This is a genomic window from Acidimicrobiales bacterium, assembly GCA_035316325.1.
Taxonomy (GTDB): Bacteria; Actinomycetota; Acidimicrobiia; order Acidimicrobiales; family VFJN01; genus DASXTK01.
Genome location: DATHJB010000111.1, coordinates 14,052 through 37,977, shown reverse-complemented (window position 1 = coordinate 37,977; position 23,926 = coordinate 14,052). Strand labels below are relative to the sequence as shown.

The following is a 23,926-nucleotide window of genomic DNA, read 5'->3' as shown; positions in this document are numbered from 1 at the left end:
CTCGGGCGGCCTCGCCACCTAGCCGACGCCGCTGCCCCGCAGGCGGGTGGCGGCGGTGAACACCACCTCGCCGTCGTCGCGGGCGAACTCGTGCGACTCGGTGACCACGTCGAGGATCTGGTAGCTGAGCGCCAGCCGGTCGGCGTCGGGGCCGCCGATGCCCCGGTCGCGGGTGGTGCCCTCCACGCACAGCAGGGTGCCCCGGATCGTGAACGAGACCCGGATGGGGTTGCCGCCCCCGGCCTCGATCAGCGTGGCGCACACCTCGTCGACCACCACCCGGAAGTCCTCGACCTCCTCGAGCGGGAGGCCACAGGCCGTGGCCACCCCGCTGGCCAGGAGGCGGGCCAGGCGCATGAAGCGGCTGTCGCCCGGCAGCTCCAGCACGATGGGGCTCGGCAGTAGATCGTCCACACTCAGCTCCCTCGACGCGGGTTGGCTACCCGGCGATCCCGCGCCACACACGTCGCACTGCACGTCGGCCTCACGGGGAGAGCACCACCAGGGTCGCCGCTCCGGGCAATGACACCGTCGTCACGTCGTCGCCCAGCGGGTCGGGCAGCACCGACGACGCCGGCTTGCCGAGCGCCCCCTTGGCACCGGGCAGGTCGGCCTCGGCGCCCCGGCTCACCGCCAGGATGCACCCGTCGGCGTCGACCACCAGCGCCGGCGCGTCCACGAGCTCCAGCAACTCGTCCACCAACGTCTCCAGCCACTCCACCCGCTCGATGCGCTCGTCGAGCAGCCGCACCACCCGCTCGAGGTCGCCCGCCGCCCGATCCATCTCCTGCCGCGCCGCGTCGAGCAGCCCGGCATCGCTCGGGTCTTCCGTCCAGTCGTCAGCCATCGGCGCAAGAGGTATACCCGACATGACCTACGGGGAGATACATCGGAAATGGGAAGAAAGGCGTCGCGTCACCAGACGCAGTGCCGGCAAACGCTGGCTCGGCTGCGTGCTGCCAGCGACGCCGCGCTCGCGGCCGCCACCCTGCCGCGCGACCCCGTGCCCCACCGGCACCTCGCCGGCGCCGACGTCCGCCCCGCGGTCGAGCCGGAGCTGTGGACCGACCACGTCCGCTACGACCGGCGCCGCGACGAGGCGGCGCTGGCGACGCTCGTCGACCACTACCGGCCGCACGCCGAGTCGCAGGCCCGCCGCCACTACCGCCGGGGCGAGCCGCTGGAGGACCTCACCCAGATCGCCCTCGAGGCCATGCTGCTGGCGCTCAAGCGCTTCGACCCGGAGCGTCGGCTCCCGTTCCTGGCGTTCGCCCGCCCGACGATGACCGGCATGATCCGCCGGCACTTCCGCGACACCGGCTGGTCGATCCGGGTGCCGCGGCGGGTCCACGAGATGGCCAGCCCCATGCGCGAGGCCCGCGAGCTGCTCACCCACGACTTCGGGCGCGAGCCGTCGCACGCCGAGGTGGCCGACTTCATCGGCGCGGAGGAGAGCGAGGTGCTCGAGGTGCTCACCGCCGAGGGAGCCCGCTCGCCCAGCTCGCTCGACGCCGTCGACCCCGTCAGCCAGCTCCAGACCGAGCAGGTGGTGGGCAAGCCCGACGCCGGCTTCTCGTGGATAGAGAACCGCACCGCCCTCAGCCAGACCCTGGGCCTGCTCTCCGAGGACGACCGCGAACTGCTGCGCCTCTACTTCGTCGAGGAGCACACGCAGACCGAGATCGCCGAGCAGCTCGGTTGCAGCCAGATGCAGGTGTCGCGGCTGCTGGCCCGGGCCATCCGGCGGCTGCGCAAGCACATCGTCGGCGTCTGACCGGCGTTTGGGCGGCGGCTCCGGGGGAAGCCACCGAGCATGGCAGACACAGTGCGAGACGTGATGATGCCGAGCCCTCTGACGGTCGACGCCCGGACCACCATCGAGGCGGCGGCGCAGGTGATGCGCGAGCACGACATCGGCGACGTCCTGGTGACCGAGGACGGCGTGCTGCGGGGGATCCTGACCGACCGTGACATCGTCGTGCGGGCCGTCGCCGCCGGTCGTCACCCCGCGGCGACGTCCACCGGCGAGGTGTGCAGCGCCGCCATCCAGACAGTCGGCGCCGACGACCCCACCACCCAGGCGGCCGAGATCATGCGCCAGCACGCCCTGCGGCGGCTGCCGGTGATCGAGGACAGCCGGCTGGTCGGCATCGTGTCGATCGGCGACCTGGCGGTGGCCGACGACCCCAAGTCGCCGCTGGCCGACATCTCGGCGGCACCCCCGAACATCTGACCTGGACTTCAGTCGACGTGGCCGTCGGGGCGCACGGCCTCGCGGGCCATGTCGTCGAGGTCCGGGTCGAGCAGGTCGTGGGCGATGTCGAGCCCTACGTGCTTGCGCTCCTTGCGGGCCTTCCACAGCTCCAGCGCGATCGGCAGCACCGAGATGGCCACCACGGCGAGGATGGCGATCTCGAGGTTGGCCTCCACGAAGTCGATCTGGCCGAGGAAGAAGCCGAGCAGCGTCACGCCGACCGCCCACAGCAGGCCGCCGATCACGTTGAACGTGACGAACGTGCGGTACTTCATCTTCGACACGCCGGCGATCACCGGCGTGAACGTGCGGACGATCGGCACGAAGCGGGCCAGCACGATGGTCTTGGCGCCGTGCTTGTCGAAGAACGCCTGGGCCTTCGCCACGTTCTCCTGCTTGAAGAACCGGGAGTCGGGCCGCTTGAACAGCGCGGGGCCCACCCGGTTGCCGAACACGTAGCCCACCTGGTCGCCGGCCACCGCAGCCAGGAAGCAGCCGAGCAGCAGCCACCCCAGCGGGAGGTGCAGCGCCTCGTCGACGCTCGACGGCCCGGAGGCGAAGAACCCGGCGGTGAACAGCAGCGAGTCGCCGGGCAGGAAGAAGCCGATCAGCAACCCCGACTCGGCGAAGATGATCGCGAAGATCAGCACCAGGCCGCCCTTGTCGACCAGGTTTTCGGGGTCGAGAAAGCCACCCCCGACGGCGAGCAGTGCACTGAGCATCCGTGCGACAGTAGTGGCCCCGATCGGTGGGTGCTGCGCCCGTAGGATGAAAGCCGTGGTCCCCTCTGCCCGCCCCGGTACGAACCGTCCGATCGAGATCGTCCCCTCGGTCCTGCCCGCCGACTTCGCCCGACTCGGCGACGAGGTGACGGCCCTGGAGAAGGCGGGTGTCGACCGCATCCAGTGGGACGTGATGGACGGGCGCTTCGTCCCCAACCTCACCTTCGGCCCCGACGTGATCGCGGCGTGCCGGCCCCATGCATCGGTCCCGTTCGAGGCGCACCTCATGGTCGAAGACCCCGACCTGCTGCTGCCCCGCTACGTCGAGGCCGGCTGCTCGCTGCTGATCGTCCACGCCGAGTCGACCCGCCACCTGCACCGCACGCTGGGGCGGGTGGGCGAGCTCGGCGCCGCGGCCGCGGTCGCCATCAACCCGGCCACTCCCCCCTCGGCCGTGGCCCACGTGCTGGACCTCTGCGCGATGGTGCTGGTGATGACGGTTAACCCTGGCTTCGGCGGGCAGGCCTACATCGCGACGATGGAACCAAAGATCAGCGCCGTACGCCGGCTCGTGCTCGACGGCGGCTTCGACTGCGACGTCGAGGTCGACGGCGGCATCGGACCCAAGACGGTGTCCGGCGCGGCCGCCGCCGGAGCGAACGTGCTGGTGGCCGGCTCGTCGCTGTTCCGCGACACCGCCGGCCTCGAGCACGCCGTCGGCGAGCTGCGCTCGCTGGGCACCTCGGCGGCGCGACCCCCAGAAGGAGAACCTGCATGACCACCGAAGACGACAAGCCGACGATCATCGACAAGGCGAAGGACCTCGCGATCGACATCAAGGACAAGGTCGCGGGTTTCGTCGGCGACAACGAGGAGAAGATCCACGGCGCCGTCGACAAGACCGGCGAGTTCATCGACGAGAAGGTCACCAAGGGCCGCTTCACCGAGAAGATCGACAAGGCCCAGGAAGCCACCAAGAGCGCGGTCCACAAGATCGCCGACAGCGGCGGCTCCGACGCCGATGGCGATGCGGACGCCCCGACCGCCGAGGCAGCGCCGGCCGACGAGGCCGAGGCCGCTCCTCCGCCCGCCGAGCCCGCGCCGTGACCTGAGGGAGGTGCGGTAGGCGCTCGGCCTACCGCATCTCTCCACGCTTCACGATGACGTGGTCGATGATGCCGTAGTCCTTCGCCTGCTCGGCGGTGAACCAGCGGTCACGCTCGGAGTCCTCGGACACCTGGTCGACCGTCTGGCCCGTGTGGAAGGCGATGCGCTCGGCCATCAGCTGCTTGACGTACATGAGCTGCTCGGCCTGGATGGCGATGTCGGCCGCCTGGCCCCGGATGCCGCCGGAGGGCTGGTGCATCATGATGCGGGCGTGCGGCAGGGCGTAGCGCTTGTCGGGTGCGCCGGCGCACAGCAGGAACTGGCCCATCGAGGCGCCGAGGCCCATGCACACGGTGGCCACGTCGGGCTCGATGAACTGCATGGTGTCGTAGATGGCCATGCCGGCGGTCACCGAGCCGCCAGGGCTGTTGATGTAGAGCCACAGGTCCTGGTCCGGATCCTCGCCGGCGAGGTGGAGCAGCTGGGCGCAGATGACGTTGGCGATGTCGTCGTCGACCTCGGTACCCAGGAAGATGATCCGCTCCCGCAACAGGCGGTTGAAGATCTCGTGCGTCGGGCTGACGATCGAGGTGGACTGTGCCGTCGGGAGGATCGGATGCATCGAGGTCACGGCGGAAGGGTACCTGCGCCCGGCGGCCCTCAGGTCCACTTCCGACCATCCACCACACACGAACACATGCACCCCTCCTCACCTTTCTGTGGGCCCGATCGATCGCCGAGGCCGAGGTGTGTGGCGCGGGACACGAGGTGGCGGTGTTCCGGGATGCTGGTGGTGAGGCGGGCGGCGTGGCGGTACGCGGCGCGGGCGGCGTCGAGGTCGCCTTGCATCTCCAGGAGGTGGGCACGGACCGAGGCCACGTGGTGGGAGTCGACGTCGACGGTGGCGACGAGGTCGAGACCTGCCTCGGGGCCTTGCACCATGGCGATCGCCACGGCCCGGTTGAGCGTGACCATCGGGCTGGGCGCCACGCGCTCCAGCAGACCGTAGAGCGCCAGGATCTGGGGCCAGTCGGTGTCCTCGGCCCGGGGCGCCTCGTCGTGCACCGCGGCGATCGCCGCCTGCAGTTGGTAGGGCCCGACCGGCTTGCTGGCCAGCGACCCGGTGACCAGCGCGACGCCCTCGGCGACGGCGTCGTGATCCCACGATCCCCGGTCCTGCTCGGCCAGCGGCACGAGGGCGCCGTCGGCGTCGGTGCGGGCCGGCCGGCGGGCGTCGGTCAGGAGCATGAGTGCCAGGAGGCCGGCCACTTCGCCGTCGTCGGGCACCAGGCGGAGCAGGGCCCGGGCCAGGCGGATCGCCTCGGCGGTCAGGTCGGGGCGCAGCAGGTCGGGCCCGGAGGTCGCGGTGTAGCCCTCGTTGAACAGGAGGTAGAGCACCTGGAGGACGACCTGCAGGCGCTCGGTCCGGTCGGGCTCGGGCGGCAGGCGGAACGTGGCGCCGGCCGCCTTGATGCGCTGCTTGGCGCGGCTGATCCGCTGGGCCATCGTTGCCTCCGGCACCAGGAACGCCCGGGCGATCTCGGCGGTCGTGAGCCCCGCCACCGCCCGCAACGTCAGCGCCAGCTGCGACGGCGCCGACAGCGACGGGTGACAGCACAGGAACAGCAGCGTGAGTGTGTCGTCGCCCGATGGCCCAGCCGGCGTGGCGGGCTCGACCGCGCCCTGCTCCTCACGGCGGCGGCGGGACTCCTCGGAGCGGAGGTGGTCGGTGAGGCGGCGGCGGGCGACCGTGAGGAGCCAGGCCTTGGGGCTGCGGGGGCGACCCTCGACGGGCCACTGGGTGGACGCGGCCAGGAGTGCCTCCTGGACCGCATCCTCGCAGGCGTCGAAGTGGCCGTAACGGCGGACCAGGGAACCCAGCACCTCCGGGACCAGCCGCCGGACCTCCGACCAGCCGTCGGCGGTGGAGTGGGGGGCTGGGCTCACATGTCCGGGTTCGCTTCGTGCATGAGGGGGCGGACCTCGATGCCCCAGTAGCGGGACGACGGGTTCTGGGCCGCGATCTCCAGGGCCCGGTCGAGGCTCTCGCAGTCGACGATCGTGAAGCTGCCCAGGTACTCCTTGGCCTCGGCGTACGGCCCGTCGGTCACGGCCACGACACCCTCGTCGACCCGCACCATCTTGGCGGTGAGCTGGTCGCCGACCCCGTAGGCGCCGACCAGCTCACCCGACTCGAACAGCTCCTGGTTGAGGGCATCGGTCCGGCGGACGATCTCGGCGAACTCCTCGGGCGGCACCGCCTCCCAGTTCTCCTCGTTGCCGTAGATCAGCAGCATGTACTTCATCGGGAAACCCTACGCACCCTGGCCGGAGCCGGTGAAGCGGTCGTCGTCCAGCACCAGCCGGGTGCGGGCGCCCACGCTGTAGCGGATGTGGGTGACCTCGGGGTCAGACACCACCCGCGTCGGGGTCAGCTCGATGCCCTGGTCGTCGGCCAGATCGACGCTGGGGTCGAACAGGCGCTGGCCGTCGCCGAGCACCACCGGCGCGATGTGCAGCTCCAGCTGCTCCAGCAGCCCCAACCGCAGCACCTGGCGCACCAGGGTGCCGCCGCCGGCGACGGCCACATCCTTGCCGACCGCCGCCGCGGCCTTCCGGGCCAACCCCACGGCCTCCTCGACGCCGCCGGTCACGAACGTGAACGACGTCCCGCCCTCCCGCTGCAGCACCTCACGGGGCCGGTGGGTCACGACGAAGACCGGCGCCCGGAACGGCGGGTTGGGGCCCCACGGGACCTCGCCGGCGTCGAACATGCGCCGGCCCATCACGTAGGCCCCGGCGGCGGCGAACGTCTCCTCGATGATCTCGGAGTTGACCGAGCGCTCGCCCCCGGCGTAGCCCTGCCGCTCCCGCCAACCCATGGCGTTGACGGCCCAGCGGGTCACCCGGAAGAACCCGGGCGCCTCGGGCCCCTGCGTCCAGCCGGTCATGTCCTTGGGATCCCGGTTGTCGACGGGCCCGGTGTAGTACCCGTCGAGGGAGATCGACATCTGTGCGGTCACCTGTGTCATGCCCGGTAGTCGGAACCGGCGCCGGGTTCTCGACGCCCTGGATCACATCAACGGTGAGCACATGGGTGACCGCCTCGACAACCTACGTATCCTGTGCCCCAATTGCCATGCGCTGACCCCGACTTGGTGCAGGCGAAACGTGAAGCCGGCGTGTCCCAATCGGTAGAGGAAACAGACTTAGAATCTGTTCAGTGCGGGTTCGAATCCCGCCGCCGGCACCGCGGTCTGGGCCGTTAAGGTCGCTGGGCGTGAAGCTTGCCGACATCCAGACGCCGGCGTTGGTGGTCGACCAAGGGGCGTTCGCGCACAACGTCGCCACCATGGCGGCCGCCCATCCCCGGCGGCAGTTGCGGCCCCACGTGAAGGCGTTCAAGTCGACGGCGCTGGCCCGGGAGCTCCACGAGGCCGGGCACGACACGTTCTGCTGCGCCACCGTCCGGGAGATCGAGGGCATGGCCGCCGCCGGGCTGGGGGCCGACCTGCTGCTGGCCAACGAGGTGCTCGACTGCACCCGCCTGGGGGCGCTGGTCGCCGCCGAGGCCGCCCGGGTGACGGTGGCGGTCGACTCGCCCGAGACCGTCGACGCCGCCGTGAGGGGCGGGGTCCGGGAGGTGCTGGTCGACGTGTCGGTCGGCATGCCCCGCTGCGGCTGCAACCCGGACGAGGCCGGTGCGCTGGCCGACCTGGCCCGGTCCCGCGGGCTCGAGGTCCGGGGCGTCATGGGCTACGAGGGGCACCTGATGCGGGAGCCCGGGGAGACCAAGGCCACGCAGGTCGAGGCGGCCATGAAGCTGCTGCTGGCGGCGGCCGAGGCGGTCGGCGGCGACGTGGTCTCCGGCGGCGGCACCGGCACGTACGACTGCAACCCCTGGGTCACCGAGGTCCAGGCCGGCTCCTACTGCCTGATGGACACGGAGTACATCCCGCACGCGCCCGCCTTCCGCCACGCCCTCTACCTGTGGGCCACGGTCATCTCCGTGAACCAGAACGGCTGGGCGGTGCTCGACGCCGGGCTCAAGTCGCACTCCATGGACCACGGCGACCCCACGGTGGTCGACGCCGGCGACGTCTGGTTCGTGTCCGACGAGCACATCACGTTCGGCATGCGGCGCGAGCACCCGGTGCGGGTCGGCGACCGGGTGGCGGTCCTGCCCGCCCACGTCGACCCGACCGTCGCCCTCCACGAGCGCATCTACGTCGCCGACCTGGCCGACACGGGCGCCCCGACCCCCACGCCCGACGCGCCCATCACCGCGGTGTGGCCCGTCGACCTCCGCAACTGGTAGCCCGGCGGGCGCTCAGGAGAGGTACGGCAGGAGGGCTCGGACGGCCCGGGCCCGGTGGCTCAACGAGTGCTTCTCGGCCGCCGTCATCTCGGCGAACGTGCGGCCGTCGCCCTCGACGGGCTGGACGATCGGGTCGTAGCCGAAGCCGCCCGTGCCCCGGGGCACCTGGGTGATCACGCCCTCGACCGTGCCCCGCACCACCACCTCACGCCCGTCCGGCCACACGGCCGCGGCGGCGCACACGTAGCGGCAGCCCCGCTCCCGGGCCGGCACCAGCTTCAGCTCCCGCAGCACCCGGGGGATCCAGTCGCTCTCGTAGGTCCAGCGGGCCGAGTGGATGCCCGGCCCCCCACCCAGGGCGTCGATCTCGATGCCCGAGTCGTCGCCCACCGCCAGGTCGCCGGTGGCCACGGCGACCGCCCGGGCCTTCAGGAGGGCGTTCTCCTCGAACGTCGTGCCGGTCTCCTCGACCTCGGGGTCGTGGGGCTCCACCACCCAGCCGTCGAGGATGGCCGCGACCTCCTCCACCTTGTGGGCGTTGCCCGTCGCCAGGACGAGCACCCGCTTCCCACCCCCACGCACGGCCCGGCGCCCGACCCGCTCAGCGCGTCGGCACCGGGGGGCGGAACGGGGGCGGTACCGACACCATGTCGCGCTGCAGCTCGATCAGCTCGGTGATGCCCTTCTCCGCCAGCGCCAGCATCTGGTCGAGCTCGTCGCGGCTGAACGCCATGCGCTCGGCGGTGCCCTGCAGCTCGACGAAGCGGCCCTCGGAGGTCATCACCACGTTCATGTCGACGTCGGCCGCGCTGTCCTCCACGTAGGCGAGGTCGAGCAGGGGCAGGCCGTCGACGATGCCCACGGAGATGGCGCCGCAGAAGGCCGCCGCCAGCGGGTGGGCACCGATGGCCCCGTGGTCGACCAGCCGGGCCAGGGCGTCGTGCAACGCCAGGTAGCCGCCACAGATCGACGCCGTGCGGGTGCCGCCGTCGGCCTGGAGCACGTCGCAGTCGACGGTCACCTGCCGCTCGCCCAGCACGGACATGTCGCACACCGAGCGCAGCGCCCGGCCGATCAGCCGCTGGATCTCCTGGGAGCGACCCGACGGCCGCCCGTCCTTGATCTCCCGGCGCACCCGCTCGGACGACGATCCCGGCAGCATCGAGTACTCGGCGGTCACCCAGCCGTTGCCCCGGCCCTTCATCCAGCGGGGGACGTCGGGGTCGATCGAGGCGGTGCACAGCACCTTGGTCTGACCGAAGCTGACCAGGCATGACCCGGCCGCCATCTCGGTGAAGTCTCGTTCGAAGGTGACGGGCCGCAGCTCGTCGGGCGCTCGTCCGTCGGCTCGCATCGTCCTGCGACGCTAACAGGCCTACCCGACCGGCTAGATCGAGTAAGTGGTGTTGGTGGTAGCGATGTCGATCGGGCCCGGGAACTCGGCCGCGGCGTCGGCCTTCTGGGCCGCCGGGTCGAGGCCGGGCGTGATGTGGGTCAGCAGGAGTCGTCGCACCCGGGCGCCCTCGGCCAGCGTCCCCGCCTGGCGGCCCGACAGGTGCTGCACGCGGCCCTCGTGCGACCACGGCGTCGACGTCGGCGATGGCGACGTGGCGCTGGAGGTTGGCCAGCGTCCCCGACCCGAGATCGACGACCACCGTCGCCTCGTCGCTGCGCACCAGGTACCCGCTGCAGGCATCCCCCGGCCCGGGATAGCTCCCGGCACACCCGAGGACGGTGACGCTCAGGCCCACGGCACGGGCTCGGCCTGGGCCAGCTCCGGACCGAGGAGGCGTCGGCCCAGCTCGTCGAACCAGTCGACGTCGCCCGACGAGAGCCAGCGGTGGCGGGGCGGACGGTCGCCGCCGGCTGCCGCGCCGACCACCTCGGAGTCCAGCAGCCGGCGCACCTCGAAGGCGGTCTCGTCGGCCGACGACACCAGCACCACGTCACGGCCCATCACGTCGCCGATCGTGCGGGCCAGGAACGGGTAGTGCGTGCAGCCCAGCAGCAGGGTGTCGACCTTGGCCTCCTGCAGCGGGGCCAGCAGCCGCTCCGCCAGCACGTGCACCTGGTCGCTGGCCAGCTCGCCCTTCTCCACGAACTCGACGAAGCCGGGGCAGGCCGCGCACGTCAGCTCCACCGGGACCTCCAGCGCCTCGACGGCCCGCTGGTAGGCGCCCGACGACATCGTCCCCACGGTGCCGATCACCCCCACCCGTCCGCTGCGGGTGGCGGCGACCAGCGAGCGGGCGCCGGGCTCGATCACACCGACCACCGGCACGGGCGTGGCCGCCTGCAGGTCCTCCAGGGCGGCGGCGCTGGCCGTGTTGCACGCCACGACCACCAGCTTCACGTCGTGGTCGGCGACGAGGTGGTCGGTGATCTGGTGGGCGAAGTGCCGCACCTCCTCGAGCGGGCGGGGGCCGTAGGGGTAGCGGCCGGTGTCGCCCACGTAGACCAGCCGCTCGTCGGGCAGCAGGTCGATCACCGCCCGGGCCACCGTCAGCCCCCCGAACCCGGAATCGAACATGCCGATCGGCCGTTCGTCGGTCGTCGGCAAGACCTCCATCCCCGGCTAGAAGACGATGAGGCGTTCGGCGAGGGCGGTGACCTCGTCGATGTCGGCGGTCCAGGCGCCGGTGGAGAGGTACTTCCAGCCGCCGTCGGCGAGCACCACCACGACCACGCCCGCGTCGATCTCCGACGCCACCTTGGCCGCACCGGCCAGCGCCGCACCGCCCGAGATGCCCGAGAACACGCCCACCTCGGTGAGACGGCGGGTCCACTCGATCGACTCGCGGGGCCGCACGATGCGCTTGCGGTCGAGCAGGTCGGGGCCGCCCCACTTCTCGTAGACGGGCGGGATGTAGCCCTCGTCGAGGTTGCGCAGGCCCTCCACCCGCTCCCCCAGCGGCGGCTCGATGGCCACCACCTTGATGTCGGGGTTCTGCTCCTTGAGGAACCGCCCGACGCCCATCAGCGTGCCGCTGGTGCCCAGGCCGGCGACGAAGTGGGTGACCTCGGGGCAGTCATTCCAGATCTCGGGGCCGGTGCCCTCGTAGTGGGCCCGGGGGTTGGCCTCGTTGGCGTACTGGTAGAGGAACGTCCACTCGGGGTGCTCGTCGGCCAGCGCCTGGGCCCGGCGGACGGCACCGTTCGACCCCTCGGCCCCGGGCGTCACCAGGATCTCGGCGCCCCACACCTCGAGGGCCTGCCGGCGCTCGATCGACACGTTCTCGGGCATCACGATCTTGATCGGGTAGCCCCGCATCCCGGCGATCATCGCCAGGGCGATGCCGGTGTTGCCCGACGACGGCTCGATGATCGTCTTGCCCGGCCGCAGCGCGCCGTCGGCCTCGGCCGCCTGGATCATCGCCCAGGCGATGCGGTCCTTGATCGACCCGGCGGGGTTCTGGCCCTCCAGCTTGGCGACGATGCGCACGGCCGGGTTGGGGCTGAGCGCGCTGACGTCGACCATGGGCGTGTTGCCGATGAGGTCGAGTATCGAGGGCAGGACAGGCATGTGACGGCCGGGGTCGGAGACCGGGCAATTCCCGATCGATCCTGTCAGGAATCCTAACAGCCGCCGCTACCCCGCTCCGAGCGCCACCGGCTCCTCGGAGATCGACTCGTCCACGATGCGGTACGACCGGAGGACCGGCGCCTCCCGCTTCAGCGACACGATCACGTAGTGCCACGCCGGGTCGGGGGCCTGGGCGACGTCGGTGGACGACGGGTAGGCCTCGGTGTGCGTGTGGCTGTGCATCACGCCGAGGAGCTCGAGGCCTCGGGCCTCCGCATCCCGGTCCGCCGCCAGGTGGTCCTTGGGGTCGACGGTGTAGACCCGGCTCGACGCTGCGGCGTTGCGGCACGGGTAGAACACCCGCACCAACCCCGACCCCGGGTCGCCGGCGAACAGCCCGCATGCCTCGTCGGGCAGCCCGTCGTAGGCGTGGCCCACCATCTGCAGCCACACCTCGTTCGACAACGTCAGCACCGGCCGGAGACTAGCGGCGGCCGCCTGTAGGCTCGTCGGTTCCGCTATGCCACGACCCGACGGGACGAAGTTGGTGGCCTCCAACCGGAGGGCTCGCCGGAACTACGAGGTGCTCGAGACCGTCGAGGCCGGCATGGTGCTGCGCGGGAGCGAGGTGAAGTCGCTGCGGCTCGGCCACGTCCAGATCAGCGACGCCTTCGCCCGCTTCGACGGCGGCGAGGTGTGGCTCGAGTCGCTGCACATCGCCCCCTACGAGAACTCCCAGATGCACAGCGGCCACGAGGCCGAGCGGGCCCGCAAGCTGCTGCTGCATCGCGACGAGATCGCCCGGCTGCGCTCCAAGGTCGACGAGCAGCGCCTGTCGCTGGTGCCGCTGTCGATCTACTTCAAGGACGGCAAGGTGAAGATCGACCTGGCGCTCGCCCGGGGCCGGAAGACCTACGACAAGCGCCACGTCATCGCCGAGCGCGACGCCGCCCGCGATGCCGACCGGGCCGTCGCCCACGCCCGCCGCGGCGGTCGCTGATCACCCGAGTCAGCCCCAGCCGAGGAGCGTGGGGAGGATCTGTTCGGCGGAGATGACGACGTCGAACTGGTCGCGGTCGACGAGCCACGCCCGGTTGCGGCGGTGGACGTCGTCGAGGGGGTCGTAGCGGTTGAGCACGACCGTCACCGGCCAGCCGTCGAGGACACCGGCCGCCAGGCGCACGGCGCTGATGGTGCCGAGCCCGGCGTCGGCCACCAGCACCACCAGGTCGGGTTCGAGGTGGTCGGCGAGCGTGACGGCGTCCCCGTCGTCGGCGAGCGGCGACAGCACCCCGCCGGCCGCCTCCACCAGGCCCACGGCCGCATCCGACGGCCACACGGTCTCACCCACCAGGTCCGCCACCGTGAACCGCGGCCGCCCCAGCGCCTCGGCCGCCATGGGCGGGGCCATCGCCACCGGGTACCAGCGGTGGGGGGCGCACACCGCCTCGGGGGTCTCGTCGGTGGCCCGGGCGAGCAGCACGGCGTCGCTGGTGGTCGGGTCGTCGTCGGGGTCGTACGACATCACGGGCTTGCGGGCCGCCACCACCAGGTCCCGGTCCCGCAGCGCCACCGCCAGCCGGCACGCCACCCAGGTCTTGCCCACCTCGGTGCCGGTCCCGGTGACGAGCACCACCCGTTCGGGCCGGGAGCTCATGCCGGGGCCAGGGCCGCGAGGGCCGCGGCGAGGCGGTCGACCTGGTCGGCGGTGTGGGCGGCGGACAGGGCGACCCGCAGGCGGGACGTCCCCGGCGGCACGGTCGGCGGGCGGATCGCCGGCACCAGCAGGCCCTGGCGCTCCAGCTGGGCCGACGCGGCCACCGCCGTCGCCTCGTCACCCAGCACCACGGGCACGATCGGCGACGGGTGCCCGGGCCGCAGCCGGTCGACGTGGCCCCGCAGTCGGGCCCGCAGCGCATCCCCCTCCGCCGAGCGGACGACCCCGACGGCGGCCAGCGCCGCAGCCATGTCGGCGGGTGACGACGCCGTGGTGAAGATGAACGACCGGGCGACGTTGCGGAGCAGGTCGACGTAGTCCCTCGGCCCGGCGACGAAGCCGCCCAGCGAACCGAGCGTCTTCGACAGCGTCCCCACCCGGAGGACCCGGCCGTCGGCCTGGGCCGACGTGGGCAGCTCGGGGCCGAGGACGGCGTGGGCCTCGTCGAGCACCAGCAGGGCGTCGTGGGCGGCGGCGAGGTCGACCAGCGTGGCGAGGTCGACGACGTCGCCGTCCATCGAGAAGACGGTGTCGGTCGCCACCAGGGCGGGGCCGGCGCAGTCGGCGAGCAGCTTGGCGAGGTGGTCGACGTCGGCGTGGCGGTAGACCTCGACGGTCGCCCGGGCCAGCCGGCTGCCGTCGATGATCGACGCGTGGTTCAGCTCGTCGGACAGCACGGTCACGTCGGCGCCGCCGAAGGCCGTGAGCACGCCGAGGTTGGCGGCGAACCCGGTCGGGAACAGCACGGCGTCCTCGGTGCCCTTCCAGTCGGCGAGCGCCGCCTCCAGCTCGTCGTGCACCGGACGGGAGCCGACCACCAGCCGGGCCGCCCCGGTGCCCGCGCCCCAGCGGTCGAGCGCGGCGTGGGCCGCGGCGATCACGGCCGGGTGGTGCGACAACCCGAGGTAGTCGTTGCTGGCGAAGGCGACGACGGGCGTCCCGTCCACCTGCCCGGACACCGCGTCGGTCGCGTCGAGCGTGCGGGGCCGGCGCCACCGCCCGGCGTCACGGATGCCGTCGAGCCGGTCCCCCACCCGGCGGTCCCAGTCGCTCACGGCTCGCACACCTCGTGGATCGCCTCCACCAGGGTCGACACGATCCGCTCCAGCTCGGCGTCGGTGATCGTCAGAGGGGGCATCAGCACGACGACGTCGCCCAGCGGCCGCAGCAGGACCCCCCGCCCCACGGCCGCGGCGCACACCCGGCGCCCCCAGCGCAGACCGTCGGACGGGGGCGCCAGCTCGACGCCCACCATGAGGCCCCGCTGCCGCACCTCGCGCACGGCCGGCAGTCCCGCGACCTCGGCGCCCAGCAGCCGGTCCAGGGTGGCCGACCGGCTGACGACGTTCGCCAGCACGTCCTTCTCGTCGATCAGCTGCAGGTGCCGCAGGGCGACCGCCGCCGCCAGGGCGTTCCCGCTGAACGAGTGCCCGTGGTAGAAGGTGCGCTCCGACAGGTCGGGGCCGAGGAACGCCTGGTAGACCCGCTCGCTGGCCACGGTCACCGACATCGGCAGGTAGCCGCCGGTGAGGCCCTTGCCGAGGACCAGCAGGTCGGGTCGTAGGTCGCACTGGTCGCTCGCGAACAGGGTGCCGGTGCGACCGAACCCCACCGCCACCTCGTCAGCCACGAGCAGCACGTCGTGCCGGCGGCAGGCGTCGACCAGCGGGCGGTAGGCCTCGGGGTCGGTCACCAGCATCCCGGCGGCCCCCTGCACCAACGGCTCCAGCACCACCGCCGCGAGCGACGGACCGTGCTCGTCGACCAGGGCGGCGGCCGCCGTCGCCCAGCCCGGGTCGTCGTAGCCGGGAGCCCGCACGACCGGGAAGCGCAGCGGATCGAACAGGTCGGTGCCGAAGCCGCCGGCGCCGACCGACAGCGACCCGACCGTGTCGCCGTGGTAGGCGTTGCCCAGGGTGAGGTAGCGGGTCCGGCCCTCGACGCCGAGGTTGGCCCAGTACTGGAAGGCGATCTTGAGGGCCTGCTCCACGGCCGCGGCTCCGTCGGAGGCGAACAGGAAGTGGGGCCCGTCGACCGGCACGACCGCGGCCAGCGCCTCCGCCAGCTCGATCGTGGCGCGGTTGCCGTTGCCGAGCAGCGTCGAGTGGGCGACCCGGTCGAGCTGGGCGCGGAGGGCGTCGTCCAGCTCGGGGACGTTGTGGCCCAGCGTCGTGACCCACAGCGACGAGATGGCGTCGAGGTAGCGGCGACCGTCGACGTCGATCAGCTCGTGGCCGTCGGCGGCCTCGACCACGATCGGCTGGTTGTCGAGGTAGCACGACATCTGGGTGAACCCGTGCCACACGACCGCGGCATCACGCTCGGCCCAACTCGTGTGGTCGGCCATGGCGCCGCAGCCTAAAGGAGCCGGGGGCGGGGGACGGGTGCCGGTAGAGTGGTCGACGCTCATTGACATCGTCAGACACAACACGGGGCTGATCGGTTTCGACGTCGAGACCGGAAGTCGGATCGTGCGACCGGAGTTGCGCAGACTCCCAAAACGGCGCAAAAAACACATCTGCCAACGCAGATTACGCTGTCGCTGCCTAGTTCCTAGGTAGTACGAGAGCACCAGCGACCAGTGATGGCACGCGGGGCCTGATCACCGCAGCCCGGCAACAGAAGCGGTGGTTGACGGCGGGAAAGACCGCTGACGGCGTGAAAGACCGCTGACCTCAGGCAAAGACCTGGCGGCGGCCTCCTAGCGAGGCCTACTGACCCGGCGGTGCGGCAGCCGTAGAGCCGCAAAACCTCGGGAATGGTCGTATCGCGGACGCCAACCGCTCGACGGACGGGGGTTCGATTCCCCCCAGCTCCACTCTTGTGATCTCTCGAGAGATCCTGGACAGACCGAACCCTCAGGGTTCGGTCTGTTGTGGTTTTTGGGGTTGGTACTGACGAATCGTTGGGCTGCCGCTCAGGCGATGTGGGTGTCGTACGTATCGCGGTTGGCGAGGACCTGGTCCATGTGTGCTTCGGCCCACTGCTTGATGTCGCGCATCACGTGGTGGAGCGACAGACCGAGGTCGGTCAGCTCGTAGGTGACCGTGACCGGCACCGTCGGTGTCACGGTGCGGGTGAGCAGGCCGTCTCGTTCGAGGGAGCGCAGTGTCTGGGTGAGCATCTTCTGGCTGACTCCGGCCAGTCGGCGTGACAGCTCGGAGTAGCGCATCGACCGTGGCTCGTCGACGGCATCGCCGTTTGGGTGTGGGCCGTCGCTGCCGAGCGCGGCCAGGATCAGCGCGACCCACTTGTCGGAGATCCTGTCGAGCAGTTGGCGGCTGGGGCAGCCCGCCAGGAACGCGTCGTAGTTCACCTTCGCCTGAGCCCGCTGCTCGGCCGCCGACGTCGTTGGCATCGAACGCTCCTCCCTACCTCATGGTGGCTTACGCACTCTGAGGTGCCTTCTTCCCCTCAGAGAGTAACAGATCCATAGTGGAGTCGTACACAACGCACCCACGAAGGAGCGAACCATGAGCACCATCACTTTCCGTACCGCCGTCGTCCACAACCCGGATGGCCCCGACTCGATCGAGATCATCGACGTTCCCGTCGTCGAGCCGGGGCCGGGCGAGGTCCGCGTGGAGATCGCCGCCGCGGCCGTGAACCCCGTCGACCTCGGCGTCGTGAGCGGCCGCTTCCACGAGATGGGGTTGGTCGACCAGCCCCATCACACCGGCCTGGGTTGGGACTTCGCCGGCACCGTCGCCGCCGCTGGCCCGGGTGTGGCCCTGGCGGTCGGCACCCGGGTCGCCGGCGTGGTGGACGGCTTCGACCGCGACTTCGGCACCTACGCCGAGCAGCTCGTCGTGCCGGTCGCCAACCTGGCTGTCGTGCCCGACGGGCTGGACCTGGTCGCGGCCTCGACGGTGCCGCTCAACGCCCTGGCCGCGGCCCAGATCGTCGACCTGCTCGGCGACGCACCCCCCGACGCCGACCGGCTGCTCGTGACGGGGGCCGCCGGCGCGGTCGGCGGCTACGTCGCCGCACTTGCCCAGGATCGCGGCTGGCAGGTGACCGGTCTGGCTCGAGCCGACGACGAGGAGTTCGTCCGCGGCCTCGGCGTCGACTTCACCATCCACGCCGAACCGGGTTGGGATGCCGTCGCGGATGGCGGAGTGCTGCAGGAGCGGGGCCTCGCCCTGGTCCGCGACGGCGGCGACTTCGTCGGTGTCCAGCCGGCCGCCAAGCCGGCTCCCGAGCGCGGGATCACCGTCGACGTCGTCGTCGCGATCCCCGACGGGGCTCGACTGGGCGACCTGCTCGAGCGCGTCGCGTCCGGCGAGCTGCCGGCCAGAGTGCACGCGGTCGTGCCGCTGGACCAGGTCGCCGACGCCCACCGAGCAGTGGCCAAGGGCGGGGTGCGCGGTCGCTACGTACTCACGCCCTGACCATCGAGGTGGTCGAGGACGTCCACCGCGGTGTGGGGCCACCGGTGTGACTCTTTCGGTGTGTGCCGCCAAGCTCGCACTGAAGGACGAGCACCGATGGCCTTTCCCCCGGCCTGACCGGTCAGCTGAGGGGCGTGAAGGCGCTGCTCGCCGGGTCGAACCACGCGGGACCCGCCCACGGGGTGAGGGCCCCGTCGGACGGGGCGAGGTGCAGGCCGAAGTGGGGCGCGGGATGGCTGTCGTCGCCGTGCACCTGCGTGACCGTGCACGCGTACGTGCCGGGGGTCACGTCGAGCTCGAGGTCGGCCAGGTGCGGCTCGGGCAGCGTCACGTCGGCGAACTGCGCGGCCATCGTCAGCGTCTCGTAGTTGACGAGGCAGAGCCGCCCCTGCCGGGAGGTGATCGGCCCGGTGGCGGACCGGGCACCGGCGAGGGTGCCGTCCAGCGCCACCGTCCACGAGCCGCCGTCCGCCGACGTCGCCCACAGCAGCAGCGCTCGTCGAGCCGTCTGAGCGGCGAAGCGCGCGAAGAGCGACTCGTAGGTCCAGTCCTCGGCGACGAAGCCCTCGTACGCATCCGGGTCGACGATCCCCAGGAACCCGGAGTCGTCGTCCACTGTGAACTCCATCCCGCCGACGCTAGCCAGACCGCCTGCCGCGCCCCCGGACGCGGCGGGAGGACGCCGTTATCGGAGGGTGGGGCGGTAGACGAGCTCCTGGGTGTGGCCGTCGAGCGTCCGGCTCTCGAGCAGCTCGAGGTCGAAGTCGGCCGCGCCCCCGAGGATCGGGCTGGTCCCGGTCCGTCCGGAGATGACGGGGAAGACCGTCACCTGCAGGCGGTCGACCAGGCCGGCGGCCATCAGTGCCCAGTTCAGCGTCAGGCTGGCTTGCGAGCGCAGCGGCACGTCCGACTCCTTCTTGAGCCGGGCGACGATGTCCACGGCGTCACCGCTCACGATGGTTGCGTCCGGCCAGCCAAGGGTGTCCTGCAACGTGGAGGACACCACCGTCGCCGGCATGCGCATCGTCCGGATGTTCCATTCGTCGAGCGTGTTGGGATCGATGCCCGAGGACATGATCTGCGCGTTCTCCCGGAAGGTGGTGGCGCCGAAGACCATCCGCTGCTCGGTGTCGAACAGGGCGGCACGGTGCTCGAGCAGCTCGGGGCCCTGCTTGCCCCAGTAGCCGCCCCAGTCACCGCCCTCGGCGTAGGAGCCGTATCCGTCGAGGGTGGAGAAGACGTCCCAGGTGTAAACAGCGCTCATGTCAGGTCCTTCTCACTTGGCAGTCATGGCCGGGTCTTGGCAGCCGGTGGAGGCTCGTACGCCGACCAGCCTGCGGCATCGACAGCGATGATTCCAATGCACTGTTGTCATGAGACTGATCGTGATTCACGATTGCCGGATGGACCTCCAGCAGCTGAAGTACGTCGTCGCCGTGGCCGAGCTCGGCAACTTCACCCGCGCGGCGGAACGGTGCTTCGTCGTGCAGTCGGCGTTGAGCCACCAGATCGCGAAGCTCGAGCAGGAGTTGGGTGCCCGGCTGTTCCACCGCACGAGTAGGTCGGTGGCGTTGACGCCGGCGGGCGCGGCGCTGCTTCCGGCCGCCCGCGAGTGCCTGAGGGCTGCGGAGCGGGCGCGGGCGGAGGTCTACGCGGCGACCGGAGAGATCCGTGGTCGACTCGCCGTCGGGATGATTCCGACGGCAGCGGCCGTCGACGTACCCGCAGCGTTGCGAACGTTTCATCAGGAACACTCGCAGGTTCGGATCAGTCTCCTGACAGGTGGGAGCGACGCCCTCGCCGACCAGGTCCGCGACGGGGCCCTTGACGTCGCGTTCCTGGGTCTTGCCGAGGGCGTCGAGATCCCCAACCTCAACAGCCGGCCGCTCGCCCGCGATCCACTGGCCGCACTGCTGGCACCCGACCACCGGCTCTCCGCCCGCAAGCGCATCCGGTTGGAGACGATCGCCGACGAGGAGTTCGTCGATTTCCCCGCCGGGACAACCGGTCGGATACAGGCCGACCGCGCGTTCCTCGCCGCCGGTCTGGAGCGCAAGGTCGCCTTCGAGATCACGGACCCCCTCGTCATGGCGCGGCTCGTGACCGAGGGTCTCTGCGTCGCCCTCCTCGCCTCCACCTATGCGGTGCAGCTACCAGGAGTGACCGTCATGCCAGTGGTGAACACCTCGCACCGAATCGAGCACCTGATCTGGAGCCGACTGGGGCCGACGCCAGCAGCAGAGGCCTTCATGGACCGCTTGAGGCCGTGCTCATAGGTGCCTGAGTGCTCAGGCTGCGTGCCTACGCCCGACGGCCGACCACGCCAGGGCCTCCTCTACCCCCGGAGGCGTACGCGACGTCGGTCCTGGTGGCGGACGACCCGCGGGCGACTCGTCCGTACCGTCGACGTCATGAGCACCTCACCCCCTGTCACCGGCCCAACCCCACTGGCATCGGCATCCGCAACCCCGACGACGGCGCGGCACCTGGCCGTGGCCCCGGGGGCGGGTACGGCGGTCCACGCCGAGGGTCCCCCGACCCTCGCACCGGCCCAACTTCGGGTCGAGCAGCAACGCACGCTGGCGGCGCCGCAGACCCGCCAGCGACTGATGCTGCGCATGATGTTCGCCTCGATCGACGTCCTCTACGGGCGCCGCCTGTCGATCGAGAAGTTCCTCGTGCTCGAGCACCTGGCACAGGTGCCCTACCGGTCGTGGGAGCGTGTGGCCCAACGCCGCATCGCCCGCACCCGGGGCCGCTCGGTGCTGGCCCGCCGCATCCGGCAGCGGGTCGCCGAGGCCCGGGCCCAGCACGACAACGAGCAGTGGCACATGCTGGTGATGGAGGAGCTGATCGCCCGGGAGGGCCGCCCGCTCCGGCGGGTGCGTCACCGCCTGCTGCCCCGGCTCATGGCCCTGCCCTGGCAGGCCACGACCTGGGCCCTCCACCTGGTCCGCCCTCTGTGGAGCTACCAGCTCAACGCCGCCTTCGAGGCCCATGCCGAGCGCTCCTACATGCGCTTCGTCGCCGAGCACCCGGAGACCGAGCACCAGGCCTTCGCCGGCCCCCTGGCCGACCGGTGGAGCGTGCCGGTGACCGTGGCCGACGTGCTCCGCCAGATCGGTCACGACGAGCGCATCCACCGGCTCGACAGCAAGGAGGCGGCCGCCGAGGAAGGCGTGGCCTCGGAGCCCGAGTCGGGCGAGGTGGGCGAGGTGGGCCAGGTCACCGAAAGGATGCAGACCGCTGCCTAGCCCCTCCCGCTCCCCTCCCCTTCAGCCGGCTGGCCACTCCCCGGGCCAGCCGGCCGGGTCGCGCCTCGGCACCGGCACCTCACGGAAGGCCAGCTACCCGAGGCGGTCACCGTCATCGACTCAGCGCTCGTCGCCACCGGTGAGCGCGGTGGCGCCGGCGACATCGGTCTCGAAGCACGCCCAGGAGCCGTCGGCCAGGCGCACCTTCACCCACCTGGGCCCGTGACGGAAGGTTGGCATCATCCGAGGCTTCCAGGACTCGATCGCCTGCAGCAGGTGGCGTGGGGCCTCGAAGGGCCACTCCAGCACGGCGTCCTGCGGGCGGTCCGGCAGAGGCGGTCGCCGCACGCTCCTGGCGAGCTCCTTCGCCCCTGAGCTCACGATCTTCCCGAATCCGCGCACGGCACCGCGCACCGAGCGGTCCTGCTTGGCCCGTGCCAGCTCCTGATCGAACACGGATTCCGCTTCGTTCTGCACGTCCCGCAGACGGAGCACGGCGACCCGATGCGGTGTGAAGGTGAGCCAGGTGTGGTCGTGCCGAGCAGCCTGGTAGAGGCCTACGGCGGCGCACTCAGGGTGATCACCGCGCACGGCCGCGAAGATGCCCCCATCGTTGAACTCGCTGGTGAAGGCATCGACGACCCCTTCGGTGGCGCGCACGGCGAACGAGTCCAGCGGATGACCGTCGGCGTCGAGCCCACGCACGCGATAGCGCCCCGCATCGACCTGCTTCACCGCCGCCATGGCCTGGACGACGTCGCCCCGCAGCCACTCGGCCTCGGCCCGTCGACAGAGCAACTCTCGCACGGCATCGTCGTCAGCGGCACCGTTCACCTCGGGCTCACCCACCCGGTGAGCCCGAGGTGCCGAGGTCCCAGGCGGGAGTCAGCCGATGAAGGCGGTGCGGAGATCCTGGCCAGTGCATCGGCTGCGACCTTAGGACGGGAGCTGCGAGCGGCGGGCAGATCAGCGGGCACATGGCGGTGGCAGCGAGCGGTCAAGGCGGGCTCCTGGTCCGGGCCGACCCGGCGCAGTCCGAGGAGCTGGTGGCGACGACCGACGCCCGGCCGATGGAGATGCGGGGCCGCGAGATGCGTGGATGGCTGCGGGTCGACGCCGACCACGTCCGCACCGACGACCAGCTCGGCAGCTGGGTGGACACGGGAGCGACCTACGCCCGCTCGCTCCCGGCGAAGCCCACGAAGAGGCGCACGGAGCACTAGTCGAGACTCAGGCCTGGCCGATCGTTGCGTTGCTAGCGTCATCGGGTTGCGAGTGCGGGAGGGAGGCGGAAGCGGGCCAGTAGGTCGGCGTCGAGGAAGGCTGTGATCGCGGTGATCCGGTCGCCGGCCACGTCGATCACGTCGATCGAGTGGCCGACGTAGCGGCCGTGGCTCGGGTTCCAGCGGTAGCTGCCGAAGGCGAGCTGGCCGCTGGCGGCGGCCGGGACGAGGCGCCAGTCCTCGGTGAGCGGCCCGATCTGCAGGAAGGCGGCGATGTCGGCGTGCCCCTGGTACCAGTTGGCGCCCGGCGGCATCGAGAACGTGGCGTCGTCGGCCAGCAGCGCCAGGATGGCGGCGGGATCGCCGCGCTCCCAGGCGTCGACGTAGGCGTCCACGAGCCGGCGCACACCGGCGTCGCCCAGCTGCCGCAGGCTGACCTGCTGGCTCCGGGCGGGTCGTCGAGCCTCGATCGAGGTGCGGGCCCGCTGGAGGGCGCTGGTGACCGAGGCCACCGTGGTCGCCGACGCCGCCGCGGTCTCCGGTGCCGAGAAGCCCAGCACGTCCCGCATGATCAGCGCGGCCCGCTGGTTGGGTGGCAGGAGCAGCACCGCGGCGGTGAAGGCCAGCTCGACGCTCTCGCGCCGCTCGTAGCGGGCCGCGGGCGCCTCCCGGCCGGCGCCGAGCTCGTCCGGGTAGGGCTCGACCCACACCGACTCGACCGGGCCATGGTGGACGGGCAGGGCCAGCCGGGGCTGCCGCTCGATGACGGCCAGGCAGGCGTTGTGGGCGATCGTGTGAAGCCAGGTCCGCAGCGAGCTGCGGCCGGCGAACCGGGGCAGGCCCCGCCAGGCCCGCAGCAGCGTCTCCAGCAGCGCGTCGTCGGCGTCGTGGACCGAACCGAGCATCCGGTAGCAGTGGGCGTGGAGCTCCCGGCGGCGGGGCTCGATCAAGCGGGTGTAGGCGCGCTCGTCGCCGTCCTGGGCGGCGAGGAGCAGCGCCTGCTCGGTGGTGGGGGCGGTAGCGGCGGCGGTGACGCTGGTGGCGGTGGCGACGGTCATCATCAGTTAGGACGTTTCCGGGCCGCGGGACTCATCGGTGGTCGCCGGGCGCGTGGCGCGGCAACGCCAGAGCCGCAGCCAGGTCATGTTGTTGGCGCCGGCGGCCTTGCCCACATCGTCGCCGCCCACCGAGCCGACGATCGCCGTCTGCGACACGGGCAGCGCCGCCGAGCACCCGATGCCGGACACGACCAGCGGGACCACCATCACGACATACGACAGGTCAGGTGCGGCGATCACCGCCAGCCAGACCAGCCAGACCAGCCCGACGGCCTGCAGCCCCAGGCCGGACTGCAGGTACTGGGCCATGAAGAACACCGTGCTGTAGAGCGATGCCGACAGCAGGAAGCCGGCGCCGG

At 71.6% G+C, this 23,926-nt stretch carries 32 protein-coding genes, 1 tRNA gene and 1 other RNA gene; 12 read left to right on the top strand and 22 right to left on the bottom strand.

Annotated features, from left to right (window positions below):
* Window positions 1-18 precede the first annotated feature (18 nt).
* Window positions 19-414, bottom strand: coding sequence for an ATP-binding protein (locus tag VK611_15100; protein ID HMG42660.1), 396 nt, complete (start codon window positions 412-414; stop codon window positions 19-21).
* A gap of 70 nt (window positions 415-484) precedes the next feature.
* A complete protein-coding gene (locus VK611_15095; protein HMG42659.1) occupies window positions 485-847 on the bottom strand; it encodes a hypothetical protein in 363 nt (120 codons plus the stop codon).
* A 48-nt stretch (window positions 848-895) separates the two neighbouring features.
* Between VK611_15095 and VK611_15090 the strand changes: the two genes are divergently transcribed.
* Window positions 896-1,774: a sigma-70 family RNA polymerase sigma factor gene (locus VK611_15090; GenBank protein ID HMG42658.1), complete on the top strand. Its 879-nt coding sequence runs from the start codon at window positions 896-898 to the stop codon at window positions 1,772-1,774.
* Between the two features lie 63 nt (window positions 1,775-1,837).
* Window positions 1,838-2,233 carry a CBS domain-containing protein gene (locus VK611_15085; protein HMG42657.1) on the top strand — a complete coding sequence of 132 codons (396 nt, stop codon included), beginning with the start codon at window positions 1,838-1,840 and terminating at the stop codon, window positions 2,231-2,233.
* Between the two features lie 8 nt (window positions 2,234-2,241).
* On the opposite strand, the gene VK611_15080 is transcribed toward VK611_15085, so the two are convergent.
* Window positions 2,242-2,976, bottom strand: a complete 735-nt coding sequence (locus VK611_15080; protein HMG42656.1) for a VTT domain-containing protein — start codon at window positions 2,974-2,976, stop codon at window positions 2,242-2,244.
* 55 nt (window positions 2,977-3,031) lie between these two features.
* On the opposite strand from VK611_15080, the gene rpe reads away from it, so the two are divergent.
* Together rpe and VK611_15070 are read left to right on the top strand one after the other, a co-directional pair.
* Window positions 3,032-3,754, top strand: a complete 723-nt coding sequence (gene rpe, locus VK611_15075) for a ribulose-phosphate 3-epimerase (GenBank protein HMG42655.1) — start codon at window positions 3,032-3,034, stop codon at window positions 3,752-3,754.
* Entirely contained in the window at window positions 3,751-4,083 is a 333-nt protein-coding gene (locus VK611_15070) for an antitoxin (protein ID HMG42654.1), read from the top strand. Before rpe ends, VK611_15070 begins: the two co-directional genes overlap by 4 nt.
* A gap of 28 nt (window positions 4,084-4,111) precedes the next feature.
* Here VK611_15070 and VK611_15065 read toward each other — a convergent pair whose 3' ends face one another.
* The 4 genes from VK611_15065 to VK611_15050 are packed head-to-tail and all read right to left on the bottom strand — an operon-like array spanning window position 4,112 to window position 7,115.
* Entirely contained in the window at window positions 4,112-4,705 is a 594-nt protein-coding gene (locus VK611_15065) for an ATP-dependent Clp protease proteolytic subunit (protein ID HMG42653.1), read from the bottom strand.
* 38 nt (window positions 4,706-4,743) lie between these two features.
* Window positions 4,744-6,030, bottom strand: a complete 1,287-nt coding sequence (locus VK611_15060) for a sigma-70 family RNA polymerase sigma factor (protein ID HMG42652.1) — start codon at window positions 6,028-6,030, stop codon at window positions 4,744-4,746.
* Complete coding sequence (locus tag VK611_15055; protein HMG42651.1) at window positions 6,027-6,389, bottom strand: YciI family protein; 363 nt, start codon at window positions 6,387-6,389, stop codon at window positions 6,027-6,029. The genes VK611_15060 and VK611_15055 overlap by 4 nt, the downstream gene beginning before the upstream one ends.
* A 9-nt stretch (window positions 6,390-6,398) precedes the next feature.
* Complete coding sequence (locus VK611_15050) at window positions 6,399-7,115, bottom strand: dihydrofolate reductase family protein (protein HMG42650.1); 717 nt, start codon at window positions 7,113-7,115, stop codon at window positions 6,399-6,401.
* Between the two features lie 144 nt (window positions 7,116-7,259).
* On the opposite strand from VK611_15050, the gene VK611_15045 reads away from it, so the two are divergent.
* Together VK611_15045 and VK611_15040 are read left to right on the top strand one after the other, a co-directional pair.
* Window positions 7,260-7,333 (top strand) — tRNA-Leu (locus tag VK611_15045).
* A 30-nt stretch (window positions 7,334-7,363) separates the two neighbouring features.
* A complete protein-coding gene (locus VK611_15040; GenBank protein HMG42649.1) occupies window positions 7,364-8,401 on the top strand; it encodes an alanine racemase in 1,038 nt (345 codons plus the stop codon).
* A 12-nt stretch (window positions 8,402-8,413) separates the two neighbouring features.
* Here VK611_15040 and rdgB read toward each other — a convergent pair whose 3' ends face one another.
* The 6 genes from rdgB to VK611_15010 all read right to left on the bottom strand — a co-directional run bounded on the left by rdgB (window position 8,414) and on the right by VK611_15010 (window position 12,398).
* Window positions 8,414-8,983, bottom strand: coding sequence for an RdgB/HAM1 family non-canonical purine NTP pyrophosphatase (gene rdgB / locus VK611_15035; GenBank protein HMG42648.1), 570 nt, complete (start codon window positions 8,981-8,983; stop codon window positions 8,414-8,416).
* Window positions 8,984-9,002: 19 nt separating this feature from the next.
* A complete protein-coding gene (gene rph / locus VK611_15030) occupies window positions 9,003-9,755 on the bottom strand; it encodes a ribonuclease PH (GenBank protein ID HMG42647.1) in 753 nt (250 codons plus the stop codon).
* A 33-nt stretch (window positions 9,756-9,788) separates the two neighbouring features.
* Entirely contained in the window at window positions 9,789-9,965 is a 177-nt protein-coding gene (locus VK611_15025) for a hypothetical protein (protein ID HMG42646.1), read from the bottom strand.
* A 177-nt stretch (window positions 9,966-10,142) separates the two neighbouring features.
* Window positions 10,143-10,961, bottom strand: coding sequence for a glutamate racemase (murI, locus tag VK611_15020; GenBank protein HMG42645.1), 819 nt, complete (start codon window positions 10,959-10,961; stop codon window positions 10,143-10,145).
* Window positions 10,962-10,976: 15 nt separating this feature from the next.
* Window positions 10,977-11,924 (bottom strand): pyridoxal-phosphate dependent enzyme, encoded by a 948-nt coding sequence (locus VK611_15015; GenBank protein ID HMG42644.1) that lies wholly within the window; start codon window positions 11,922-11,924, stop codon window positions 10,977-10,979.
* Between the two features lie 66 nt (window positions 11,925-11,990).
* The gene (locus tag VK611_15010; protein HMG42643.1) at window positions 11,991-12,398 is read right to left on the bottom strand and encodes a M67 family metallopeptidase; all 408 of its coding nucleotides are present in this window, start codon (window positions 12,396-12,398) and stop codon (window positions 11,991-11,993) included.
* A 46-nt stretch (window positions 12,399-12,444) separates the two neighbouring features.
* On the opposite strand from VK611_15010, the gene smpB reads away from it, so the two are divergent.
* Window positions 12,445-12,924: an SsrA-binding protein SmpB gene (gene smpB, locus VK611_15005; protein HMG42642.1), complete on the top strand. Its 480-nt coding sequence runs from the start codon at window positions 12,445-12,447 to the stop codon at window positions 12,922-12,924.
* Between the two features lie 9 nt (window positions 12,925-12,933).
* On the opposite strand, the gene VK611_15000 is transcribed toward smpB, so the two are convergent.
* Genes VK611_15000 through bioA form a run of 3 tightly spaced genes read right to left on the bottom strand, consistent with a single transcriptional unit; the run spans window position 12,934 to window position 15,988 of the window.
* Window positions 12,934-13,581 carry an AAA family ATPase gene (locus VK611_15000; GenBank protein HMG42641.1) on the bottom strand — a complete coding sequence of 216 codons (648 nt, stop codon included), beginning with the start codon at window positions 13,579-13,581 and terminating at the stop codon, window positions 12,934-12,936.
* Window positions 13,578-14,696 carry an 8-amino-7-oxononanoate synthase gene (locus VK611_14995; GenBank protein HMG42640.1) on the bottom strand — a complete coding sequence of 373 codons (1,119 nt, stop codon included), beginning with the start codon at window positions 14,694-14,696 and terminating at the stop codon, window positions 13,578-13,580. Before VK611_14995 ends, VK611_15000 begins: the two co-directional genes overlap by 4 nt.
* Complete coding sequence (gene bioA / locus VK611_14990; protein ID HMG42639.1) at window positions 14,693-15,988, bottom strand: adenosylmethionine--8-amino-7-oxononanoate transaminase; 1,296 nt, start codon at window positions 15,986-15,988, stop codon at window positions 14,693-14,695. Before bioA ends, VK611_14995 begins: the two co-directional genes overlap by 4 nt.
* 84 nt (window positions 15,989-16,072) lie before the next feature.
* On the opposite strand from bioA, the gene ssrA reads away from it, so the two are divergent.
* Window positions 16,073-16,462: a transfer-messenger RNA gene (ssrA, locus tag VK611_14985) on the top strand.
* Window positions 16,463-16,558: 96 nt separating this feature from the next.
* Here ssrA and VK611_14980 read toward each other — a convergent pair.
* A complete protein-coding gene (locus tag VK611_14980) occupies window positions 16,559-16,999 on the bottom strand; it encodes a helix-turn-helix domain-containing protein (GenBank protein ID HMG42638.1) in 441 nt (146 codons plus the stop codon).
* A gap of 115 nt (window positions 17,000-17,114) precedes the next feature.
* Here VK611_14980 and VK611_14975 point away from each other — a divergent pair, with 115 nt between their 5' ends.
* Entirely contained in the window at window positions 17,115-18,032 is a 918-nt protein-coding gene (locus tag VK611_14975; protein HMG42637.1) for an NADP-dependent oxidoreductase, read from the top strand.
* A 121-nt stretch (window positions 18,033-18,153) separates the two neighbouring features.
* On the opposite strand, the gene VK611_14970 is transcribed toward VK611_14975, so the two are convergent.
* On the bottom strand, window positions 18,154-18,660 hold the full coding sequence (locus tag VK611_14970; protein HMG42636.1) for a hypothetical protein: 507 nt from the start codon (window positions 18,658-18,660) through the stop codon (window positions 18,154-18,156).
* A 57-nt stretch (window positions 18,661-18,717) separates the two neighbouring features.
* Complete coding sequence (locus VK611_14965; GenBank protein HMG42635.1) at window positions 18,718-19,296, bottom strand: dihydrofolate reductase family protein; 579 nt, start codon at window positions 19,294-19,296, stop codon at window positions 18,718-18,720.
* A gap of 109 nt (window positions 19,297-19,405) precedes the next feature.
* Here VK611_14965 and VK611_14960 point away from each other — a divergent pair, with 109 nt between their 5' ends.
* Window positions 19,406-20,308: a LysR family transcriptional regulator gene (locus VK611_14960; GenBank protein ID HMG42634.1), complete on the top strand. Its 903-nt coding sequence runs from the start codon at window positions 19,406-19,408 to the stop codon at window positions 20,306-20,308.
* A 135-nt stretch (window positions 20,309-20,443) separates the two neighbouring features.
* Complete coding sequence (locus tag VK611_14955) at window positions 20,444-21,286, top strand: hypothetical protein (protein HMG42633.1); 843 nt, start codon at window positions 20,444-20,446, stop codon at window positions 21,284-21,286.
* Window positions 21,287-21,406: 120 nt separating this feature from the next.
* Here the strand turns inward: VK611_14955 and VK611_14950 are convergent, their stop codons facing one another.
* Entirely contained in the window at window positions 21,407-22,030 is a 624-nt protein-coding gene (locus VK611_14950; GenBank protein HMG42632.1) for a hypothetical protein, read from the bottom strand.
* Window positions 22,031-22,263: 233 nt separating this feature from the next.
* Between VK611_14950 and VK611_14945 the strand changes: the two genes are divergently transcribed.
* A complete protein-coding gene (locus tag VK611_14945; protein ID HMG42631.1) occupies window positions 22,264-22,509 on the top strand; it encodes a TfoX/Sxy family protein in 246 nt (81 codons plus the stop codon).
* A gap of 38 nt (window positions 22,510-22,547) precedes the next feature.
* On the opposite strand, the gene VK611_14940 is transcribed toward VK611_14945, so the two are convergent.
* Window positions 22,548-23,570, bottom strand: a complete 1,023-nt coding sequence (locus VK611_14940) for an RNA polymerase subunit sigma-70 (protein HMG42630.1) — start codon at window positions 23,568-23,570, stop codon at window positions 22,548-22,550.
* A gap of 3 nt (window positions 23,571-23,573) precedes the next feature.
* Window positions 23,574-23,876 (bottom strand): hypothetical protein, encoded by a 303-nt coding sequence (locus tag VK611_14935; protein HMG42629.1) that lies wholly within the window; start codon window positions 23,874-23,876, stop codon window positions 23,574-23,576.
* Between the last annotated feature and the right edge of the window lie 50 nt (window positions 23,877-23,926).

What these genes read in the sequence shown, in the direction of transcription:
- VK611_15095 (HMG42659.1), bottom strand. Translation starts at nt 847, where the DNA reads ATGGCTGACGACTGGACGGAAGACCCGAGCGATGCCGGGCTGCTCGAC.
- VK611_15090 (HMG42658.1), top strand. Translation starts at nt 896, where the DNA reads ATGGGAAGAAAGGCGTCGCGTCACCAGACGCAGTGCCGGCAAACGCTG.
- VK611_15085 (HMG42657.1), top strand. Translation starts at nt 1,838, where the DNA reads ATGATGCCGAGCCCTCTGACGGTCGACGCCCGGACCACCATCGAGGCG.
- VK611_15080 (HMG42656.1), bottom strand. Translation starts at nt 2,976, where the DNA reads ATGCTCAGTGCACTGCTCGCCGTCGGGGGTGGCTTTCTCGACCCCGAA.
- VK611_15070 (HMG42654.1), top strand. Translation starts at nt 3,751, where the DNA reads ATGACCACCGAAGACGACAAGCCGACGATCATCGACAAGGCGAAGGAC.
- VK611_15065 (HMG42653.1), bottom strand. Translation starts at nt 4,705, where the DNA reads ATGCATCCGATCCTCCCGACGGCACAGTCCACCTCGATCGTCAGCCCG.
- VK611_15055 (HMG42651.1), bottom strand. Translation starts at nt 6,389, where the DNA reads ATGAAGTACATGCTGCTGATCTACGGCAACGAGGAGAACTGGGAGGCG.
- VK611_15050 (HMG42650.1), bottom strand. Translation starts at nt 7,115, where the DNA reads ATGACACAGGTGACCGCACAGATGTCGATCTCCCTCGACGGGTACTAC.
- rph (HMG42647.1), bottom strand. Translation starts at nt 9,755, where the DNA reads ATGCGAGCCGACGGACGAGCGCCCGACGAGCTGCGGCCCGTCACCTTC.
- VK611_15015 (HMG42644.1), bottom strand. Translation starts at nt 11,924, where the DNA reads ATGCCTGTCCTGCCCTCGATACTCGACCTCATCGGCAACACGCCCATG.
- smpB (HMG42642.1), top strand. Translation starts at nt 12,445, where the DNA reads ATGCCACGACCCGACGGGACGAAGTTGGTGGCCTCCAACCGGAGGGCT.
- VK611_15000 (HMG42641.1), bottom strand. Translation starts at nt 13,581, where the DNA reads ATGAGCTCCCGGCCCGAACGGGTGGTGCTCGTCACCGGGACCGGCACC.
- bioA (HMG42639.1), bottom strand. Translation starts at nt 15,988, where the DNA reads ATGGCCGACCACACGAGTTGGGCCGAGCGTGATGCCGCGGTCGTGTGG.
- VK611_14980 (HMG42638.1), bottom strand. Translation starts at nt 16,999, where the DNA reads ATGCCAACGACGTCGGCGGCCGAGCAGCGGGCTCAGGCGAAGGTGAAC.
- VK611_14975 (HMG42637.1), top strand. Translation starts at nt 17,115, where the DNA reads ATGAGCACCATCACTTTCCGTACCGCCGTCGTCCACAACCCGGATGGC.
- VK611_14970 (HMG42636.1), bottom strand. Translation starts at nt 18,660, where the DNA reads ATGGAGTTCACAGTGGACGACGACTCCGGGTTCCTGGGGATCGTCGAC.
- VK611_14965 (HMG42635.1), bottom strand. Translation starts at nt 19,296, where the DNA reads ATGAGCGCTGTTTACACCTGGGACGTCTTCTCCACCCTCGACGGATAC.
- VK611_14960 (HMG42634.1), top strand. Translation starts at nt 19,406, where the DNA reads ATGAGACTGATCGTGATTCACGATTGCCGGATGGACCTCCAGCAGCTG.
- VK611_14955 (HMG42633.1), top strand. Translation starts at nt 20,444, where the DNA reads ATGAGCACCTCACCCCCTGTCACCGGCCCAACCCCACTGGCATCGGCA.
- VK611_14950 (HMG42632.1), bottom strand. Translation starts at nt 22,030, where the DNA reads ATGGCGGCGGTGAAGCAGGTCGATGCGGGGCGCTATCGCGTGCGTGGG.
- VK611_14945 (HMG42631.1), top strand. Translation starts at nt 22,264, where the DNA reads ATGGCGGTGGCAGCGAGCGGTCAAGGCGGGCTCCTGGTCCGGGCCGAC.
- VK611_14940 (HMG42630.1), bottom strand. Translation starts at nt 23,570, where the DNA reads ATGATGACCGTCGCCACCGCCACCAGCGTCACCGCCGCCGCTACCGCC.
- VK611_14935 (HMG42629.1), bottom strand. Translation starts at nt 23,876, where the DNA reads ATGGCCCAGTACCTGCAGTCCGGCCTGGGGCTGCAGGCCGTCGGGCTG.